This is a genomic window from Streptomyces sp. NPDC097107 (assembly GCF_044762405.1).
Taxonomy (GTDB): domain Bacteria; phylum Actinomycetota; class Actinomycetes; order Streptomycetales; family Streptomycetaceae; genus Streptomyces; species Streptomyces thinghirensis.
This window is the reverse complement of record NZ_JBIWEF010000005.1, coordinates 169,834-186,798: the sequence shown is the minus strand read 5'-3', so window position 1 is coordinate 186,798 and position 16,965 is coordinate 169,834. Positions and strand designations below refer to the sequence as shown.

Here is a 16,965-nt window from a genome sequence, read left to right as displayed (position 1 = left end):
GCAGCGCCGGCTCGTGGCACTGCTGTGGGCGGTGATCCTCGGCGCGGCCGGGGCCGGCGCGGCCAAGGCGCCCGCGGCCGGCGACGACGGCACGTCCTTCATGCCCGGCACGGCGTGGTGTTCGGGTCGGAGCCCAAGGCGCTCCTCGCCCGCCCCTCGGTGCCCCGCCGGGTCGGCCAGGACGGTCTGCGCGAGGTCCTGGAGATGGTGAAGACCCCCGAGCAGGGGATCTTCGACGGCATGTACGAGGTGCGTCCCGGCCAGTTGGTGCGGGTCGACCGCTCAGGCCTGACGAAGCGCACGTACTGGGCGCTAAAGGCCCGCGAACACACCGACGACCTGGCCACGACGGTGGACACGGTCCGTGGCCTGCTCGAGGACATCGTCGAGCGCCAGACCGTCTCGGACGTGCCGCCGTGCTCGCTGCTCTCGGGCGGCCTGGACTCCTCCGTGATCACCGCGCTGGCCTCGCGCGCTCTCGCGGGCCGGGGCGAGGGCCCCGTCCGCTCCTTCTCGGTCGACTTCGAGGAGCACGGCGCCGAGTTCGTCGTCGACCCGGTGCGCGGCTCCTCCGACACCCCGTTCGTGCACGACCTGGTCAAGCACGTGGGCGCCGACCACAGCGAGATCATCATGAACAGCGGCGAGCTGGCGGACCCCGCGCTGCGGGCCAAGGTTCTCCAGGCGCTGGACCTGCCGCCGGCGTACTGGGGCGACATGTGGCCCTCCCTGTACCGCCTCTTCCAGTCGGTCCGGGAACGCTCCACCGTCGCGCTCTCCGGCGAGTCCGCCGACGAGGTGTTCGGGGGTTACCGGTGGTTCTTCGACAACGAGGCGGTCCGCGCGGACACGTTCCCCTGGCTCACGTCCGCGACGGGGAAGTACTTCGACGGCAAGTCGCTCTTCGACCCCGGTCTCATCCAGAAGCTGGACATGCCGGGCTTCCTCAAGGACAGCTACGCGTCGATCGTGCAGCGGGTGAAGAGCCCCTACCCGACCACCCAGGACCCGGCGTACGAGCTCGGCCTGCGCGCGGCCCTCCACGAGGTGCTCGCCGACTCCTCTTCCCCGGTGCTCCCGCTGCTCGACACCGCCGCGACCAAAGCCCTGCTGGGCCGTCCGGTCGGGGACATGAGCGCGCAGTACGACCGTTCGGGTCTGGAGATGGCGCCGGGGCTCAACTCCTGACTCTCCGCCTACGACATCGAAAAGGCCCTCTGACCCGCCCCTCCGGCCCGGCCCCCGACCTACGGCTCCACCTCCCGCCGCACGGCACCCACAGCCCCGGCGCCCGCCCCCGCGCGAGCCCCCCGTCAGTCGCGGGGGCGGGCGTCGGCCGAGGTGTAGCCGCGCTTCACGACGAAGCCGAGAAGCTGCTCAAGCAGACCGGGAAACCGCGCCTCCAGCTCCTCCAGGCGCAGCGAGTTGTAGCCGCCATCGCCAGCCTCGGCCTCTACACGTACTTCGTCCCGGTCATGGCCACCGGCGCGACGGGAAGCGTCGACAACATCACCCCGTACCTCTGGGCCTGGGGCATCGGCGGCGTGCTGGGCAGCGTCCTCGTCGGATCCCTCGTGGACAAGGTCCGCCGGCCCGCCACCCTGGTCGTCGGCATCCTGGCGATCCTCACCCTCTCGCTGCTCGCCTTCCGGATCACCGCCTCCATCACCCCGCTGCTCGCGCTGATCCCCATCGCGGTCTGGGGCGCGGTCGGCTGGGCGCTCCAGGTCCCCCAGCTGAACGACCTCCTCGCAGCGCGCGGGGAACGCGGTGGCCCGGTCGCCGTCGCCCTCAACGAGTCCGCCCTCTACCTCGGCAGCGCGATCGGCTCCGGCCTCGGCGGCGCGGCCTTCGGCTGGAGCGGTTCCGTACTCCCGCTCTGGGCGGCGGGCTTCGCGGCGGCGGCGAACCAGCACCGCTGCCCAGACCTCCGGACGACAAAAGCGCAGGTCAGGACCCATTGCCAGCAGATTCGAGGATCGCCACACATTCCACATGTGAAGTCATCGGAAAGATTTCGGCTTGCGCGAGTCGCGGAAAGGGCCAGGTCAGAACCTCTTGCCGGCGCGCTGTCCCGTGCGTGGACGTCCAGGGCGTCAAACGAGCGTCATGCCCAACAGTCCGCGGGGCCGGTGGGCCCGGCTGACGACGGCATTGGCGTTCGAGCGTGTGGGCGATTTAGGCTGCGTCGGTTCGCGCCGTTCACGGCGGCAGCCCATCGACGGAGAGGAAAGCCGATGATGCAGCAGGCGTCGGCTACCGACCCAGCTCCCGGGCGCCGCCCCGAGTTGGTCCCTGACCCGGATGTGGAGGCGGCCCGGATCGCGGCGGTGCGCCGCTACGACATCCTCGACACTCCCCCCGACGGGGCGTTCGACCGGGTGGCGGCGATGGCCGCCCGGCTCTTCGATGTGCCGGTGGCGACCGTCACAATCGTGGATACCGATCGCATCTGGTTCAAGGCCGCCCACGGCCTGGAGGGTGTCGCGGAGATCGGTCGTGACCCGGGCCTGTGCGGCTCGGCGATTCTGCGCGATGACGCGATGGTCATCCCCGACACTCTCCAGGACCCCGTCGCGGTGGACAATCCGCTGGTCGCTGGAGAGATGGGGGTGCGCTTCTACGCCGCCGCACCGATCATCACTCCGGAGGGGCACCGGCTGGGTACGGTCAACGTCCTCGACACCCGGCCGCGTGCGATCACCGAGGAGGACACTGCCACGCTCGCCGATCTCGCCGCGATCGTGCTGGACGAGATGGAGCTACGGCTGTCGGCGCTGCGCGCCCTGCACGACGAGCAGGCCCGCCGGGAGGCGGAGAAGCGGCACACCGAGGCGGAACGGGCGCGGGCCGAGGCGGAACGGGCGCGGGCCGAGGCGGAGCGGGCGGCGCGGGAGAAGGCGGAGCAGGACAGGGCCGCCATCGCCGCGTTCGCCTCCACCCTCCAGCGCACCCTGCTGCCCCCGGCCCTTCCCGTGGTGCCGGGCCTGGAACTGGCCTGCCACTACCGCACCGCCTCGGCCCACGACGTGGGCGGCGACTTCTACGACGTCTTCCCCCTCGACGGCGGGCGGTGGGCGTTCTTCCTCGGTGACGTGTGCGGCAAAGGGCCCGAGGCGGCGACCGTCACCGCCCTGGCCCGCCACACCCTGCGCACCGCGGCCCAGATCAACGCCGAACCCGTCACCGTGCTGAGCGCGCTCAACACCATGCTGCTCACCGACGTCACCGCCGGCCACCGCTTCTGCACCGTCCTCTTCGGCCTCCTTGAGCCCCGGGAGAACGGCGGCTTCACCGTCACCGTCGCCACCGGCGGCCACCCGCCGGCCTACCACGTGCGCCCCGACGACAGCGGCGCCGTCCGGGTGCGGTCCGTACGCCCCCAGGGCGGGATGCTCGTCGGCGCCTTTTTCGAGGCGCCCTTCGCCCAGACCGCGTTCTCGCTGACGGCCGGGGAGAGCCTGTTCCTCTACACCGACGGGCTGATCGAAGCCCGTGACACCGAAGGCGCCATGCTCGGTGAGGACGGCCTGACCGGCTTCCTCCACCAGCGCACCGGCCCCGTCACCGCCACCTCCCTGGTCGAGGACAGCATCACCTTGCTGGCCTCGCTGCCCGACGGGGCCGGCGACGACGTGGCTCTGCTGGCCCTGTCCGTCCCCCACCCTCACACCACACCCGACGGCAGTGTCGCCGCCACCGCCCACACCGCCGCCACGCCCGACCACTTCGGCCAGGAGTGATGACCGACGTGACCGACACGCTGCAGCTGACCGTCCAGCACCCCCACCCCGGCCTCGCGATCGCCACAGTCCTCGGCGACGTGGACACACGCACCGCGGACACCCTGCGCCGCGAAGCCTCGGAGATCATCCAGCCAGGATGTCCGCACCTGGTTCTGGACCTGTCACGGGTCCGTTGTTGCGACTCCGCCGGCCTGAGCGCGCTCATCGGCCTCTGGCACGCCGCCCGGGCGGCGGGCGGTGCACTCAGACTCGCCGACGTCCCCGACCGCCTGATGCGGATGCTCGTCCTCACCGGTGTCGACGCGGTCCTGCCGGTCCACGCCACCGCCGCCGAAGCAGTCACCACCATGACCGCCGGCCTGTTCACCAGCGCAGGCGAGCACGGCTCGATCACCCGCGCCTCCGCCGACGGCGGGACCGATGAGCCGACCGGGTGCAGCGCGCGGCCTGCGACAGCGCTCACAGCCTCTCCGCCGAACTGAGCTGATCGCGCCGACCCGCCAGAGGGCTTCTGCCGGCGATCGCGGCCTGCCCTCCTGCCGTTCGCCCTCAAGAATCGTCTCCGTCGAATCCGGCGGCTCGGAACTGTCGACGTGTTGCTGATGAAAGACGGGGCGGATTTGCGAGTCAGAGTGCCGCCGTATCCGAGGCATCCGTTGCCTGCCGGGCCTGTTCGGCGTCCTGACGCTCCGTGTCCAGGCAGGTGCCCGGCAACCGTCGGTCACTGGTGAGGATCGGCGTGGAGCAGGTTGGGGTCAGGACGACGTGTCCGTCACGCGCACCGCTCAGTCCAGCGCCAGGTGCATACGCACGATCAGGCCCGACGGCGGGTTGCGCATCTCGACCAGGTCGCACAACTGGTGGATCATCCAGACGCCACGGCCGCCGGCCGGGGACAGCGGATCGGGACGGCGTCGGCCGACGAGCGCGTCCGTGAGCCGTCCGCGGTCCCTCACTTCGGCGATCAGGGTGTCGGCCGTGCGCCACAGCCGCAGGATGCCCTGCCCTCCGCCGTGTCGCGCCGAATTGCCGATGGCCTCGTTGACGACCAGTAGCCAGTCGGTGTGTCGACGAGGGGACAGGCAGGAGGTCTGTGCCCAGCGCCCCGCGGCGTCGCGGACATCGGCGAGGTCCTGCTCCGTGAAATGCAGGACGAGTGGATCCGCCGGCTCCTCCAGGGGCCTGTCGCAGTCGCCGCACACTGTCCGCGGGTCCTCGTAGCGCGGGCTGTGCAGGTAACCGTCCGTGTCTCCGACAACCGGGTGCGTGCGGTGTGCCTCCGCCAGCACCCGCTCCGGCAGGGCGGTGTCGTAGGGGCACAGGATCGTGACAGGCCGGCCGGCGAACGCCAGGTTGATCAGCGCCTCGTGGCGAGTCGCTTCTCGTGCCTCCGCTTCGGTGCGCCCGACCCAAATCGGTTCGCCCACGATGGACGGCCGCCGTTGGGGGTGACGGTCGGCGAAGTCCACGAGCATCGACAGGATGCGCCCGGGGTTGCGTCCGGCCTGCCGCATGTCGACGAAGGTGACGCTTTCCCTTTCGTCACCGACGGCTTCCCTGAGCAGCTGCAGTCGTGGACCGGGAACAGCGACCAGAACAGGGCGTCCGCCGGTCGCCTCCGCCCGGACGAACTCGCCCACACCGTGGAGGTAGTCCTTCTCCGTGGTGTAGAAGAGAGCAGGGTGGTGGAAGACCGGATCGACCCGGCTCGCCGCCGAGGTCGGTGTGTTTGTCGTCACTGGCCGACCTCATGCAGGTCGGTCCCCAGCTCGGGGAAGAGCTCCAGCATGCGGTGGAGCGCGGGCGGCGCACCGACGAGTCGCAGCGGTGTCCCGGAGGGGCGTCGCCGCGCGGCGTCGGCGATCTCGGCCAGTGCGGCGACGTCGAGGTGGTCGAGGGAGGACAGGTCCAGGGTGACGTCCTGCGCCGGCGAGGCCGCGAGAGCGGCTGACGCCGAGGCGGCCGCACGGCGGCTCTCGTAGCCTGCCGATCCGGACAGACGGAAGCCGGGCCGACCGGCCAGAGGCGTGACCGACAGCCCGGGGCGGGCGTGGGAGCGAGGCACGGCGCCCGCCCGCGTCAGGTGGGCGCCCGTCAGCACGTCGAGGGCATCGGGTGCCAGCAGGCGCCGGTCGTAGAAACACCAGGCCAACAGCGGCAACTGCTCGAAGACCTCGTGGTGAATCCGCAGCTCGTATTCCAGCAGGCGCTCCGCGCCGGCTATGCGCCGGGCACCCCAGGACATCTCGCCGATCACCCGCAGGTTGCCAAACCCCTGACCGAGGGCGGCCTCGACTGCGCGCCCCCACAGACCGATCATGGCGTCCGGGTCGAACCGGTCCCCGCTCAGGTAGGTCTCGTCGGCGGTGGTCACCACGAGCTGTCCGCGCCGGACCGCGGAGTCGGCATCGATGCCGCGGTCGGCGAGCGTGCGCATCACGAGGCCGGGGTCGGTGGCATCCGCGAAGTACTGCACCTGCTCGCCCCTGTCGAAGCCCGCGCGAACGAAGGGCACGAGGTGAGCGGCCCATTCGTCGTCGGTGGAATACTCCACCGCCACGTGACGGTCCGCTGCGGCCTCGCCGTCGTGCGATCCGCATACGGCGTGCATCAGATTGCCCTCCCTTCCCGCGTGATTTCGTTGCCCGCCATGGGCGTCTGGCACCCTAACGCAGGACCCGGAAGACCCGGGAATCCTCAGTCCCACACATGACCGGTCCTTCAGCGTCACGGTGGAGCGGCGGTGCCGTCATTCGGTCGTGCCGGCGCTGTCGCCGGCCCTGTCTGCGGCGAGGGCGGCCAGCGCGTCGGCGACCGTGTCGAGGATGGGGAGCAAGTCGCAGATGCCGGTCATGGTCACCAGGCGCGTGAGACGGTCGGGGACGCTCCCGACACGGAGCGGACCACCAGCCTCCCGGGTGGCGTGAAACTGGACGATGAGGAAGCTGAGGCCGATCGAGTCGACGTTGTCGGCCTGGGGCAGGCCCGGAGCGAGGTGCGGAGCACCTCGTTCCACAACGCTCGGCGCCTGCACGCAACGGGGCGCGATGAGCAAATCAACATCACCGGCGACAACGACGACGGCTGTGCGCTCACCGGCGTATCGGACGGTTGTGCCGAGGATGTCGGTCACGTAGGACGTCACTCCTGGCCGGACGGCTCTGGTGCGGCGTGGCGAGAAACGGCGGGGGTGTCGCCGCCGTCCCGCTGCTGATCGATCAGCGAGGCCCAGCTCAGCAAGATCGAGCGAGGCATCAAGGCACCCAGCCGTGATCTCGCGCGACTGAGCGACGCCGCACTCCGTGCCGACGGGACACCGATCGCCCTGAGCACCCCTGCCGCTGTCGATTCACCTGCTGTGGCGGCGCCGGGCCGGGTCGAGGAGGAGAACTGGATGATGCACTTGTCACCGGACGGCCCGAGCCGCCGGGAACTTCGCTGTACTGCCCCGAGAAGACCACCGTGCCCACCTACGAGACCCTCCACCGCTTCACCGTCGGCCTCCAGTACCTCACCCCGCCCAGCGCCGGCGCTCCCGCCGCGTCGTCCTGAACGCCTTCGTGCCCGATCCGCGCCCCAGCACCGCCAGTTCCGTCCTGAGTTACGGAAAGAGCACGAGTCACCAAAATCCCTGAGCCGGAGATGCCGAACCCGGACGCCAGTTCCCTGCTTCCGGGACTGCCGTGCGGGTTCGGCCTCCATGCCTGAGTCAGAGGGGTGCGCGTGTCTGTCCGGGCGTACGCCCGCTCATCCGGTACACCGGTGCCAACTGGCTACTTTTTCCCTTTCGTTGCCACGGTTCCCTTCCGCGCCCCAGGTGTCTGCCGTGCCGGCTGGCGGTTCGGCACCGCAGGACGGTTGCTGGTGCTCAGGCCTGTCAGGGGTTGGGACAGGGGCCCGGCGTGGGAGTGAGTGAGGCCCTGGTGCCGCTGACGATGACGTGTACACCGGTCAGCAGTTTGACGTGCAGGGCGTTGACGACGATGCCCTTGCCGTTGCCGTACGGCTTCTGTTCGTTGAGGATCACGGAGCCGACGAGAGGGATGGTGATACCGGTGTTCGGGGCGGGATGCGCTGTGATCGTGACACCGGCCACCTTCGTGTCGGTCAGGACGGAGCTGCCGCTCAGGGATACCGGCCCGATACCGTCAGGCGTCACGCTGCCGGTGGCGGTGGCGGTAGCGGTGATCTCCTTCGCGGAGATCGTCCCGCCCAGCAGGCTCACCTGCGCGGTTGTGGCTTTCGCCGTGGCGGTGCGGGCACCGTTCGTGCCGACAGCTCCCTTTGCCGATGTCTGGATGACTCCGAGGGAGCCGAGCGAGCCCAGCGAGGCGTTGAGCAGATCGGCGTCGTCGGTCCCCGGTTCCTGTGTGCAGGTGACGTCGGACGGCGCGATGGGCGGCACCGCGTCGATGACAGCGTCGACCTTGGCGCTGTATGCGTGCGCGTCCATCAGCAGAGAACCGAAGGTGACGGTGGCGCAGCCCGGGGCTTTGATGCCGACACGTTCGGTGGTGGCTGCCGCGCAGAGGGTGTACGAGGCCCCGCGGGCCGAGGTCACCTCGACCTGGACGGTGCAAGCGTCCTGTCCGTCCGCGAGGTTTCCGGTGGCGGTGAGCCTGTCGTTGTCCGGGGAGATGCTGACGACGCCGGCACCGCAGGTGGTCGTGGCGGTGGATGGGTCGGACACGACCAGGCCGGGAGGCAGCTGCTCGGTGAAGGACCAGCCGTTCTTGGCCGCCTTCTCGCTGGTGTTGGTAACTGTGAGGGTGAGCGTGCTGTCCGCCCCGGCGGGCAGGGACGTGGGGCTGAAGGCGATGTCGAGCTGGGGGGTGGCGTCGAGGAGCCGCACGTTGTCGAAGGCCCCGTCGTTGCCCGAGCCGCTGGCCTGCGCGTTGATCAGGCGGATCCCGGCCGAGGGGCCGGAGAACAGCACGGCGTTGTTGCCGGCGTAGGTGCCCACCGAGGTGCCGTTGATGACCTGGTCCGGGTCGGTGCAGGGGTTGATCGGCGTGGTGAACGTCGGGATCGCGGTGTCGCCGTCGAGCAGGTAGAACTCCAGCAGTGGGTGAGCGGCGAAGCAGTTGCGTGCGGCCGCGTCGACCGAGAAGGTCAGGAACCGGTTCGCGCCCTCGAGCGGGATGGGCTTCACCGTCTCCAGCTCGACCTTGCCGGCCCCCGGATTGCCTTCGGTATAGGCAGCGACGGCATGGTTGGTGGCCGGGTCGCCACCGGACCACTGTCCGAGTGCGCTTGCCATGGATTCCAGCGGCCCCCAGAACGGGCCGCAACCGCTGCCGGGCGGGCCGCTGTCGGGATTGAGGGGAGAGACGATCCACCCGTTGCATCCGGTCAGCCACGCCGGGTCGGCGGTGTACGTCTGGGAAAGCGGGGATGTCCCGGTGTAATCGGTGATCAGCCGAGGGACAGCGTCCTGCTCGTACTCGAAGTCTTCTTCGAACACGACAGCGGGCGCCTGGGGAACGCCGGGACTGCCCGGCGCAGTCTCCCGCGCCTGGGCAACGGTGGCCGGGCCAGTGAGAACCGCTCCCACGGCCAGGGCCATCACGGCTATGAAACCGGTGCCGTGCAGTGCGCGTCCGCGCGACCCGCTTCCTGCCGCAGCTCTTCTTGACGGTAATCGCCTGTACATCTGTGTGTCCCTTCGTCGCGTGGCCGGCTGTCTCCACGACCGGCGATGCCGAGCCCTGTCGATGCCGGACAGGTGCGTACCCGAACACCCGGCAGGATGCCGTCTCCAGGAATCTCAGATCCATGATCTGATCGGAATCGGGCACACGTGGCCACCGGTGTACCGGAGCCTGCCTGTGGTCGGGACAGTCTGGAGCTGTTCGAGCACCGCCCGCAGGGGCGCGCGCACAAGCGCAGGATGCACATCCGGCGCGCGAACGTTCACACTCCGGCGCGCCCCTCAGCATCACGAGGTTTGGACTGGCTGGTCCTCGGTCTCACCGGCTCGTCGACCGCCGTCGGCGTCACCACCGCTCCGCAGTTCCTGCCCCTGCTGCTATTCGGCCTGTACGGCGGCGTCCTCGTCGACCGCCTGCCCAAGCGCCCGATACTCGCCGCCACCCAGGTGGCCATGGCCCTCACCGCACTCGCGCTCGCCCTTCTCACCCTGACCGGCCGGGTCCATGTCTGGCACGTGTACGCCGCCGCGTTCCCCGTGGGCCTCGCGACCGTGCTCGACAACCCCGCCCGCCAGTCCTTCCTCTCCGAACTGGTCGGCCCGGAACTGCTGCGGAACGCCCTGGGCCTCAACTCCGCGAACTTCCAGTCCGCCCGGCTGATCGGTCCCGCCGTCGCGGGGCTGCTGATCACGGGCGTCGGCACGGGTTGGGCGTTCCTCCTCAACGGTGTGTCCTTCGCCGCGCCCCTGGCCTGCATGATGCTGATGCGGCGCCGCGAACTGCACCCGGTCGAGCGCGCCCCGAACGGCAAGGGACAGCTGCGCGAGAGCCTGCGTTACGTCGCCGGCCGCCTCGACCTGGTCTGGCCCATCGTCCTGGTCGGCTTCTTCGGGACCTTCGCCCTCAACTTCCCCGTCCACCTCACTTCCCCGTCCACCTCTCCGCCTTCGCCGACGACGTCTTCCATGCCGGTGCGGGCGCCTACAGCCTCTTCAACACCCTCGTCGCGACGGGCTCCCTGGCAGGCGCGCTGCTCGCCGCCCGACACGAGAGAGCACGGCGAAGGCTGCCCTTCCTCGCCGCGCTGGCCTTCGGCGCACGGGGGACCGTGGCCGCCGTGGCGCCGACCCTGTGGAGCTTCGCGCTGCTCATGGTCCCCATGGGCCTGTTCGCCATGGTCGTCAACGTCACCACCAACGCCACCATGCAGACCTCGACCGCCCCGACGTTCCGAGGCCGGGTCACCGCGCTGTACATGATGGTCCTCCTCGGCGGCGCGCCTCTCGGCGCTCCGGTGGTCGGCCTGGTCACCGACACGTTCGGCGCCAGGCTCGGCCTCGGGGCGGCCGACGCGGTGGCGGCTGTCACCGCGACGGCGACCGGCCTTCTCCTGGTCAGAGCCGCCGGCCATCGGCTCGCGTTCGGGTGGAGCCGCCGCGTCCGCGGGCCCGGGGCGGACCCCGAAAGGCGGGCGAGGGAGCCGACCTGCCCGCGTGACCGGCGTCCGCCCACCAGCGGAACGGACGCTCGGTCCCCTTCGGCCACGCCTTGCGCGCCCGTACCCGCCGACCGGTGCGGACCACCCGTCGGCCGGGCGCGGCAGGATCAGCTGACGGCGTTCAGGGCCGCGTCAAGCCGGGCTGTGGCGTCGGCCGCCACCGGCTCCAGGGCGGCCAGGCCCGTGAGGGTGACCATGGTGCCCGGGTCGAGGGCCTGGACGAGCGTGGTGTCGCCGTCGCGGCGGACGACGACGTTGCAGGGCAGGAGCAGACCGATGGAGCGGTCGGCTTCCAGTGCCTGGTGGGCGAGCGGCGGGTTGCAGGCGCCGAGGATCAGGTAGTCCTCCATGTCGTGGCCGAGCTTTTCCCTGAGGGTGGCCTTGACGTCGATCTCGGTGAGGATGCCGAAGCCCTGATCGGCCAGGGCCTTGCGGACGGCGGAAACGGCCGTGTCGAAGTCGGCGTCGAGACGGACGGTGCGGTCGTAGGGCACGGATACCTCCGGATGGTTCGGAACGCTTGCTTCCCCCATGCCCCGATGGGTACCCGCGGGGTGCGAGGCGATGCCTTGAGCGGGGTGGTCCCCCAGCATGGAATACCCCCCTAGGTATAGCTGTTAGGGTGATGTGAGATACCCCCCGGGGTAAAGCATCCGAGAGGAGTCGTGAGCCGTGTTCTTCGTCGACACCCTGGAGTTCGAGGGTCTGGGCAACCGCAGCTATCTGGCCGGCGGACCCGGTGCCGCGGTGGTCATCGACCCGCCGCGCGACATCGACCAGGTCATCGCCGCGGCGGCCCGCCGGGGGGTGCGCATCGCCTTCGTGGCCGAGACCCACGTCCACAACGACTACGTCACCGGCGGCCTGGAACTGGCCCGCGTCACAGGCGCCCAGTACCTGGTGCCGGCTGGGGCGCATGTGTCGTTCGCCCGCACCCCCGTCGCCGACGGTGACACATTGACCGTGGACGAAGGGCTGGTGCTGCGGGCGATCTCCACCCCCGGGCACACCCCGCACCACACCTCCTACGCCCTCACGGAGGGCGGGCGCGGTGTGGCGGCGTTCACCGGCGGGGCACTGCTGATCGGCGCCGTGGGCCGCCCCGACCTGGTCGAGCCGCGGCTGACCGAGCAGCTGGCCCGCGCCCAGTACGCCTCCGCCCACCGGCTGGCCGACGAGCTGGACGACGAGGTGCCGGTCCTGCCCACCCACGGGTTCGGCAGCTTCTGCTCCTCCTCCCAGGCCGAGGGGGACGCGACCACGATCGGCAAGGAGCGCGAGACCAACGACGCGCTGACCCTGGACGTGGACACCTTCGTCGCCCAGATGCTCGACGGCCTGGACGACGTACCCGCCTACTACGCGCACATGGGCCCGGCCAACACCGCGGGCCCCGCACCCGTCGACCTCACCCCACCGAGGCGTGCCGATGCCGAGGAGATCGCCTCCAGGCTGGCCGCGGGCGAGTGGGTGGTGGACCTGCGCAGCCGTATGGCCTTCGCCGAGGGGCACGTGGCCGGGTCGTTCAACTTCGAGGGCGAGGGCAAGCTCGCCACCTACCTGGCCTGGCTGATCCCGTGGGGCAAGCCGGTCACCCTGCTCGCCGACACCCCCGCGCAGATCGCCGACGCGCAGCGGGAGCTGGCGCGGGTGGGCATCGACCACCCGGCCGCCGCCGCCACCGGCGACCCGGCCGGCTGGGTCCGCGAGGGCGAGCAGCTCGCTTCCTTCCCCCGCGCCCGCTTCGCCGACCTCGCCGACGTCCGTGAGCGCGGCGACGAGGTGGTCGTGCTGGACGTGCGCCGGAACTCGGAGCATGCGGGCGGCTACATCGAGGGCTCGGTCCACATCCCGATCCACGAGCTGCACGGCCGTATCGGCGAAGTACCGCCCGGAACGGTCTGGGTGCACTGCGCCGGCGGGATGCGCGCGGCGATCGCCGCCTCCCTGCTGGACGCGGTCGGCCGCGATGTGGTCGCCGTCGACGACGGCTTCGACGCCGCGACGGATGCCGGGCTGTCCCTGGCCTCCGGCTGACTTCCGACCGTTCCCTCGCAAGGAAGGAAGCGTGTGATGTCCCTCTTTCGCCGAAACGGGCCCCGCGTCACGGTCGACGAGGCACGCAGCCGCACCGGCGGCGAGCAGCCCGACGCGGTCCTGCTGGACGTCCGTGAGACATCCGAATGGACCGCGGGCCACGCCCCGGGCGCCGTCCACGTACCGCTGACGGAACTGGCCACCGACGCCACCCTGCCGACCGTGGCGGAGGGCCGGCCTCTGGTGGTGATCTGCCGCAGCGGACACCGCTCCCAGCAGGCGGCGCATCTTCTCGCCGAGCGCGGAGCGCAGGCGGTGGACGTTGAAGGCGGCATGAACGCGTGGGCCGCCGCCGGGCACCCGGTCGTCGACGAACGCGGGAACAGCGGCCGGATAGCGTGACCGTACTCGTTCTCGCCCTCGTCGCCGGGGCCGTCATCGGTCTCGCTCTCGGCGCCCTCGGCGGTGGTGGCAGCGTCCTTGCCGTACCGGCACTGATCTACCTGCTCGGCTTCACTCCGGCCGCCGCCACCACCGCCAGCCTGATCATCGTCACCGCCACCTCCGTCACGGCCCTGTACGCCCACACCCGCGACGGGAACGTGGCGTGGAAGACAGGGGCGCTGTTCGCCGCGGCGGGCATCGTCCCCGCCTTCCTCGCCGGGGCCGTCGCCGGGAGCCTGCCCGAAGCGGTACTGACGTCGGCGTTCGCGGTCATCGCCGCGCTGGCGGCCCTGCGCATGCTCCGCCCGTCCGCGTCGGAGCCGCCGGACCGGATGCGTCCCGGCAAGGCGGCCGGCGCTGGTGCCGGACTCGGCGCCGTGACGGGTTTCCTGGGCGTCGGCGGGGGATTTCTCGCCGTGCCCGCCCTCGTGAGCGTCCTGGGACTGACCATGCGGCGGGCGGTGGGCACCAGCCTGCTCGTCATCACGGTGAACTCCCTGGCCGCGCTCGCCGCTCGCACCGGCACCAGTGGCGGGCTCCACTGGGAGATCATCGGCCCCTTCACCGGAGCCGCGATCCTCGGCGCCTGGGACGGCAAACGCCTCGCGACGAAGATCTCCGGCACCACCCTTCAGAAGATCTTCGCCGGCGTCCTGCTGGCGGTGGCGGCCTTCATGCTCGTAGACGTCCTCGTCTGAGCGGCCACACCGTGCCCGACGTGCTCACATCAAACCGCGATCGACCGCCCCACCCCGCCCCTGCCCAGATCTCCGGGGGCCGTCCCTGAGCTGGCACCGCCGGTCCAGAACCGCCGTTCTTCCGGTCGCCACCGCTCGATCCACACCACTTCCCAACAGATAAGGAAGACTCCAGCCATGACCACCCCCACCGCCCTCGCCACCGACGAGGCGCGCACCCGCCTGCACGAGCTGACCGTCATCGACGTGCGCACCCCGGGCGAATACGCCGGCGGCCACCTCCCCGGCGCGCTCAACATCCCCCTCGACCAGATCCAGCGCGCGCTGCCCGACATCCGTCACGCAGCCGAGCACGGCGACGTCCTGGTCGTCTGCGCCTCGGGCGCCCGCTCCGAGAACGCCGGCCGGATCCTCGCGGAGCACGGCGTCACCACCGCCACCCTCTCGGGAGGCACCGGCGCCTGGACCGCCGACGGCCACGAGCTGCACCGCCCCCAGGGCGCCGCGCGCGCTACGTGGGCCATGGAGCGACAAGTGCGGCTCACCGCGGGAGCGATCGTGCTGCTCGGCCTGCTGCTCGGGCTCGTCGTCCACCCCGCATTCCAGTTCCTCTCCGCTGCCATCGCGAGTGGTCTGGTCTTCTCCGCCCTCACCAACAGCTGCGGCATGGCCGCCCTGCTCGCCAGGCTCCCCCACAACCGTCCCCGCGCCGCCGACCTCCACAACACCCTGGCCGCACTGCGCAACCGCTGAGTTGCGCGAGAGGGGGAGGGGCAGGGATGCGGAGCCTCACCCCTCCCCCCTTTCGCTTGCCAGGGCGTGCGGCCAACAGCCCCCTGCCCTCGCGCGGACGGCTCAGCACCGACGGCAGTGTGGGGGTGCCCTCGAAGGCCGGGTCAGCAGCACCGAGCGCCACGTACAGCACGCCGCCGAGGACCGATGTGCTCTACGGAGACACCAGACCCGCCGGGAAGGTCCGGCCTCGCAGGCAGCGCCTGCGGCCCGGGTCGAGACGGTCCTCCCCCAACGCCGCACGAACATCGGAACCGACACCCCCAGGGCGTGGACGGCCGGCAGCGCCCCGTCCGTGCAAGCGGTCGCCTTCTACGCCCGCCACGGCCAGGGCGGAGCCGGGATCGGCGACGCCCAGAATTCCGCCAGCTCATACGCCGTGCCCAGCGCGGACACCGACACCGCCGAGCCCGGACGGCGCCCGCCTGCGGCCAGCGCCGTCCGGCACGGGCCGAAGCCCTGCAACGATCTGGCGGCGATACGCGGGCCGAGCCCCAGGGGTGGCCGGCCTTTGATGTGCAGTTGACTGTCCGGCTCAGGCCAGCGAGAGAAACAGCTTCTCCAGCCGGGCTCGCATCTGTTCCCGGTCACCGGAAGCGGCCATGTCCGCATCGGTCAGGCAATGCTGAAGACCGGTGGCGATGATCGCAAAGCCCGCCTTGTCCAGAGCCCGGGACGCCGCCGCGAGCTGTGTGACCACGTCCTCGCAGTCCCGCCCCTCCTCTATCATCTTGATCACCCCGGCGATCTGTCCCTGCGCCCTGCGCAGTCGGTTGACCACCGTCTTCAGTTCCTCAGCCGCCATCGCGAGTTCCACAACTACTCTCCTTCGAGATACCCCCTCGGGTACCCTATCGAAAGGGAGAACCCGGTCGGCGGCGGAGAAAGTCCCTCTGCGGCATACCATCACTGTCCGGCCACCGGCCGGCACCCTCTGCCTCCGCGAGGGCGGCCGGCGCACGCGTGTCCAGGAGTGAACCTCACTCGCAGCCGGACGGGGTGGCGCTGAGGCGCTCACACCGTGGGGCCGGGACGGCTGGATGAGCCGCCGTGCGACGCTCAGTCGCCGACCACCCCGGCGTCGATGCGCCGACCACGTGACGCGTCCACCACGACGGGGATGCCGTCCGGGATGCGTCCCTCGAGCCGGTCGAGCAGAGACTCCACCGGCGGGAGGTCCTGCGGGGTGCGTACGTGGATGTACATCGTCCGGGAATTCACGTCGACGCTCGTGACGGACGCGCCGGGGGTTTCGGCGAGCCACTGCTGCGCCACGTCCTTGGTGCTGCCGGTCCATGTGTTGAGCAGGAACGTCAGCACGGTGTTGGCCGTCAGCGGAACGGTCACCGCGGCGAACAGCAGGGCCATGGCGGCGTATGCGCTGCGGGCGGGCCGTCCGGCAGCCTTGTCGGCCTCCACCCCGTAGCCGAGCGAGGCGAACACCACCATGCCCCCGAAGACCAGGGCGAACAGGTTCGACACGAACAGCACCAGCGCGCCCAGCGCCAGCCATCCCGAGAGCTGTCCCAGACACACCCCGACCACCACCAGGGGCGGAACGAGGGAGATGGCGATCGCGACACCGGGCAGCACGGCTGCGACATCCCGCCGAGCCAGCGCCACCGCGCCGGCGAAGCCGGTCGCCAGGGCGGCGATCAAAGCCATCAGGCCGGGCGACGTCCGCGACGAGATCTGACTGTTGGACAGCAGGTCGTAATCACTGGGGAGGGCCACCGACATCACCATCCCGACGGCGATCACCAACAGGCACGCAAGGAGGACGGTCCTGGCCGACCCGGTGCGGCGGCGCTGCACCGAGCCCAGGGCGATACCCATGATCGGTGTGGACAGCGGCGCGATGATCATGGCGCCGATCACGGTGGCCGTCGAGTCCGTGAGCACTCCGCCGGCCGCGATGACCGACGACAGCGTCAGCATGGTCCAGAACGCAGAACGCTTGGATGTGGTGTCCCCGGTCGACAAGTCCAGGTCCTGGCTCAGTTCGTCCAGCGAGCGACGTTGGGAGGCTGGCAGGACATGGGTACGAACTGCGCTGATCACGTTCCCAAGCAACCACGGTCAGCACGGTTTCGGCGGGC

Annotated in this window: 15 protein-coding genes and 1 pseudogene; 8 read left to right on the top strand and 8 right to left on the bottom strand. The window is 70.7% G+C overall.

The window, feature by feature from the left end; all coding sequences use genetic code 11:
- Positions 1-114: 114 nt before the first annotated feature.
- Positions 115-1,188 (top strand): asparagine synthetase B family protein, encoded by a 1,074-nt coding sequence (locus tag ACIQ1J_RS13565; protein WP_403556892.1) that lies wholly within the window; start codon positions 115-117, stop codon positions 1,186-1,188.
- 125 nt (positions 1,189-1,313) lie between these two features.
- Here the strand turns inward: ACIQ1J_RS13565 and ACIQ1J_RS13560 are convergent, their stop codons facing one another.
- Positions 1,314-1,961, bottom strand: coding sequence for a hypothetical protein (locus tag ACIQ1J_RS13560; RefSeq protein ID WP_403556891.1), 648 nt, complete (start codon positions 1,959-1,961; stop codon positions 1,314-1,316).
- A 276-nt stretch (positions 1,962-2,237) separates the two neighbouring features.
- Between ACIQ1J_RS13560 and ACIQ1J_RS13555 the strand changes: the two genes are divergently transcribed.
- Both ACIQ1J_RS13555 and ACIQ1J_RS13550 read left to right on the top strand, forming a co-directional pair.
- Positions 2,238-3,743 carry a PP2C family protein-serine/threonine phosphatase gene (locus tag ACIQ1J_RS13555; RefSeq protein WP_403556890.1) on the top strand — a complete coding sequence of 502 codons (1,506 nt, stop codon included), beginning with the start codon at positions 2,238-2,240 and terminating at the stop codon, positions 3,741-3,743.
- The gene (locus ACIQ1J_RS13550; protein WP_403556889.1) at positions 3,743-4,228 is read left to right on the top strand and encodes an STAS domain-containing protein; all 486 of its coding nucleotides are present in this window, start codon (positions 3,743-3,745) and stop codon (positions 4,226-4,228) included. Before ACIQ1J_RS13555 ends, ACIQ1J_RS13550 begins: the two co-directional genes overlap by 1 nt.
- 303 nt (positions 4,229-4,531) lie before the next feature.
- On the opposite strand, the gene ACIQ1J_RS13545 is transcribed toward ACIQ1J_RS13550, so the two are convergent.
- From ACIQ1J_RS13545 to ACIQ1J_RS13530, 4 genes are all read right to left on the bottom strand, one after another.
- Positions 4,532-5,485, bottom strand: coding sequence for an anti-sigma factor RsbA family regulatory protein (locus ACIQ1J_RS13545; protein ID WP_403556888.1), 954 nt, complete (start codon positions 5,483-5,485; stop codon positions 4,532-4,534).
- Positions 5,482-6,300: an MEDS domain-containing protein gene (locus tag ACIQ1J_RS13540; RefSeq protein ID WP_403556887.1), complete on the bottom strand. Its 819-nt coding sequence runs from the start codon at positions 6,298-6,300 to the stop codon at positions 5,482-5,484. The genes ACIQ1J_RS13545 and ACIQ1J_RS13540 overlap by 4 nt, the downstream gene beginning before the upstream one ends.
- Before the next feature lie 195 nt (positions 6,301-6,495).
- Entirely contained in the window at positions 6,496-6,879 is a 384-nt protein-coding gene (locus tag ACIQ1J_RS13535; RefSeq protein WP_403556885.1) for an STAS domain-containing protein, read from the bottom strand.
- A 744-nt stretch (positions 6,880-7,623) separates the two neighbouring features.
- Entirely contained in the window at positions 7,624-9,210 is a 1,587-nt protein-coding gene (locus ACIQ1J_RS13530; protein WP_403556883.1) for a choice-of-anchor P family protein, read from the bottom strand.
- Between the two features lie 486 nt (positions 9,211-9,696).
- Here ACIQ1J_RS13530 and ACIQ1J_RS13525 point away from each other — a divergent pair.
- A pseudogene (locus tag ACIQ1J_RS13525) lies at positions 9,697-10,894 on the top strand (MFS transporter); the annotation flags it as partial.
- Between the two features lie 108 nt (positions 10,895-11,002).
- On the opposite strand, the gene ACIQ1J_RS13520 reads toward ACIQ1J_RS13525, so the two are convergent.
- On the bottom strand, positions 11,003-11,389 hold the full coding sequence (locus tag ACIQ1J_RS13520; protein WP_403557187.1) for a DUF302 domain-containing protein: 387 nt from the start codon (positions 11,387-11,389) through the stop codon (positions 11,003-11,005).
- A gap of 178 nt (positions 11,390-11,567) precedes the next feature.
- On the opposite strand from ACIQ1J_RS13520, the gene ACIQ1J_RS13515 reads away from it, so the two are divergent.
- The 4 genes from ACIQ1J_RS13515 (at position 11,568) to ACIQ1J_RS13500 (ending at position 14,827) form a co-directional block, all read left to right on the top strand.
- Positions 11,568-12,932 (top strand): rhodanese-like domain-containing protein, encoded by a 1,365-nt coding sequence (locus ACIQ1J_RS13515; protein WP_403556881.1) that lies wholly within the window; start codon positions 11,568-11,570, stop codon positions 12,930-12,932.
- A gap of 36 nt (positions 12,933-12,968) precedes the next feature.
- The gene (locus tag ACIQ1J_RS13510; RefSeq protein WP_403556879.1) at positions 12,969-13,334 is read left to right on the top strand and encodes a rhodanese-like domain-containing protein; all 366 of its coding nucleotides are present in this window, start codon (positions 12,969-12,971) and stop codon (positions 13,332-13,334) included.
- Entirely contained in the window at positions 13,331-14,074 is a 744-nt protein-coding gene (locus ACIQ1J_RS13505) for a sulfite exporter TauE/SafE family protein (protein ID WP_403556877.1), read from the top strand. Before ACIQ1J_RS13510 ends, ACIQ1J_RS13505 begins: the two co-directional genes overlap by 4 nt.
- Positions 14,075-14,251: 177 nt before the next feature.
- Positions 14,252-14,827, top strand: a complete 576-nt coding sequence (locus tag ACIQ1J_RS13500) for a rhodanese-like domain-containing protein (RefSeq protein WP_403556875.1) — start codon at positions 14,252-14,254, stop codon at positions 14,825-14,827.
- A gap of 574 nt (positions 14,828-15,401) precedes the next feature.
- Here the strand turns inward: ACIQ1J_RS13500 and ACIQ1J_RS13495 are convergent.
- Complete coding sequence (locus ACIQ1J_RS13495; protein ID WP_018845516.1) at positions 15,402-15,683, bottom strand: metal-sensitive transcriptional regulator; 282 nt, start codon at positions 15,681-15,683, stop codon at positions 15,402-15,404.
- A gap of 242 nt (positions 15,684-15,925) precedes the next feature.
- Complete coding sequence (locus tag ACIQ1J_RS13490; protein ID WP_403556873.1) at positions 15,926-16,927, bottom strand: TIGR00341 family protein; 1,002 nt, start codon at positions 16,925-16,927, stop codon at positions 15,926-15,928.
- Between the last annotated feature and the right edge of the window lie 38 nt (positions 16,928-16,965).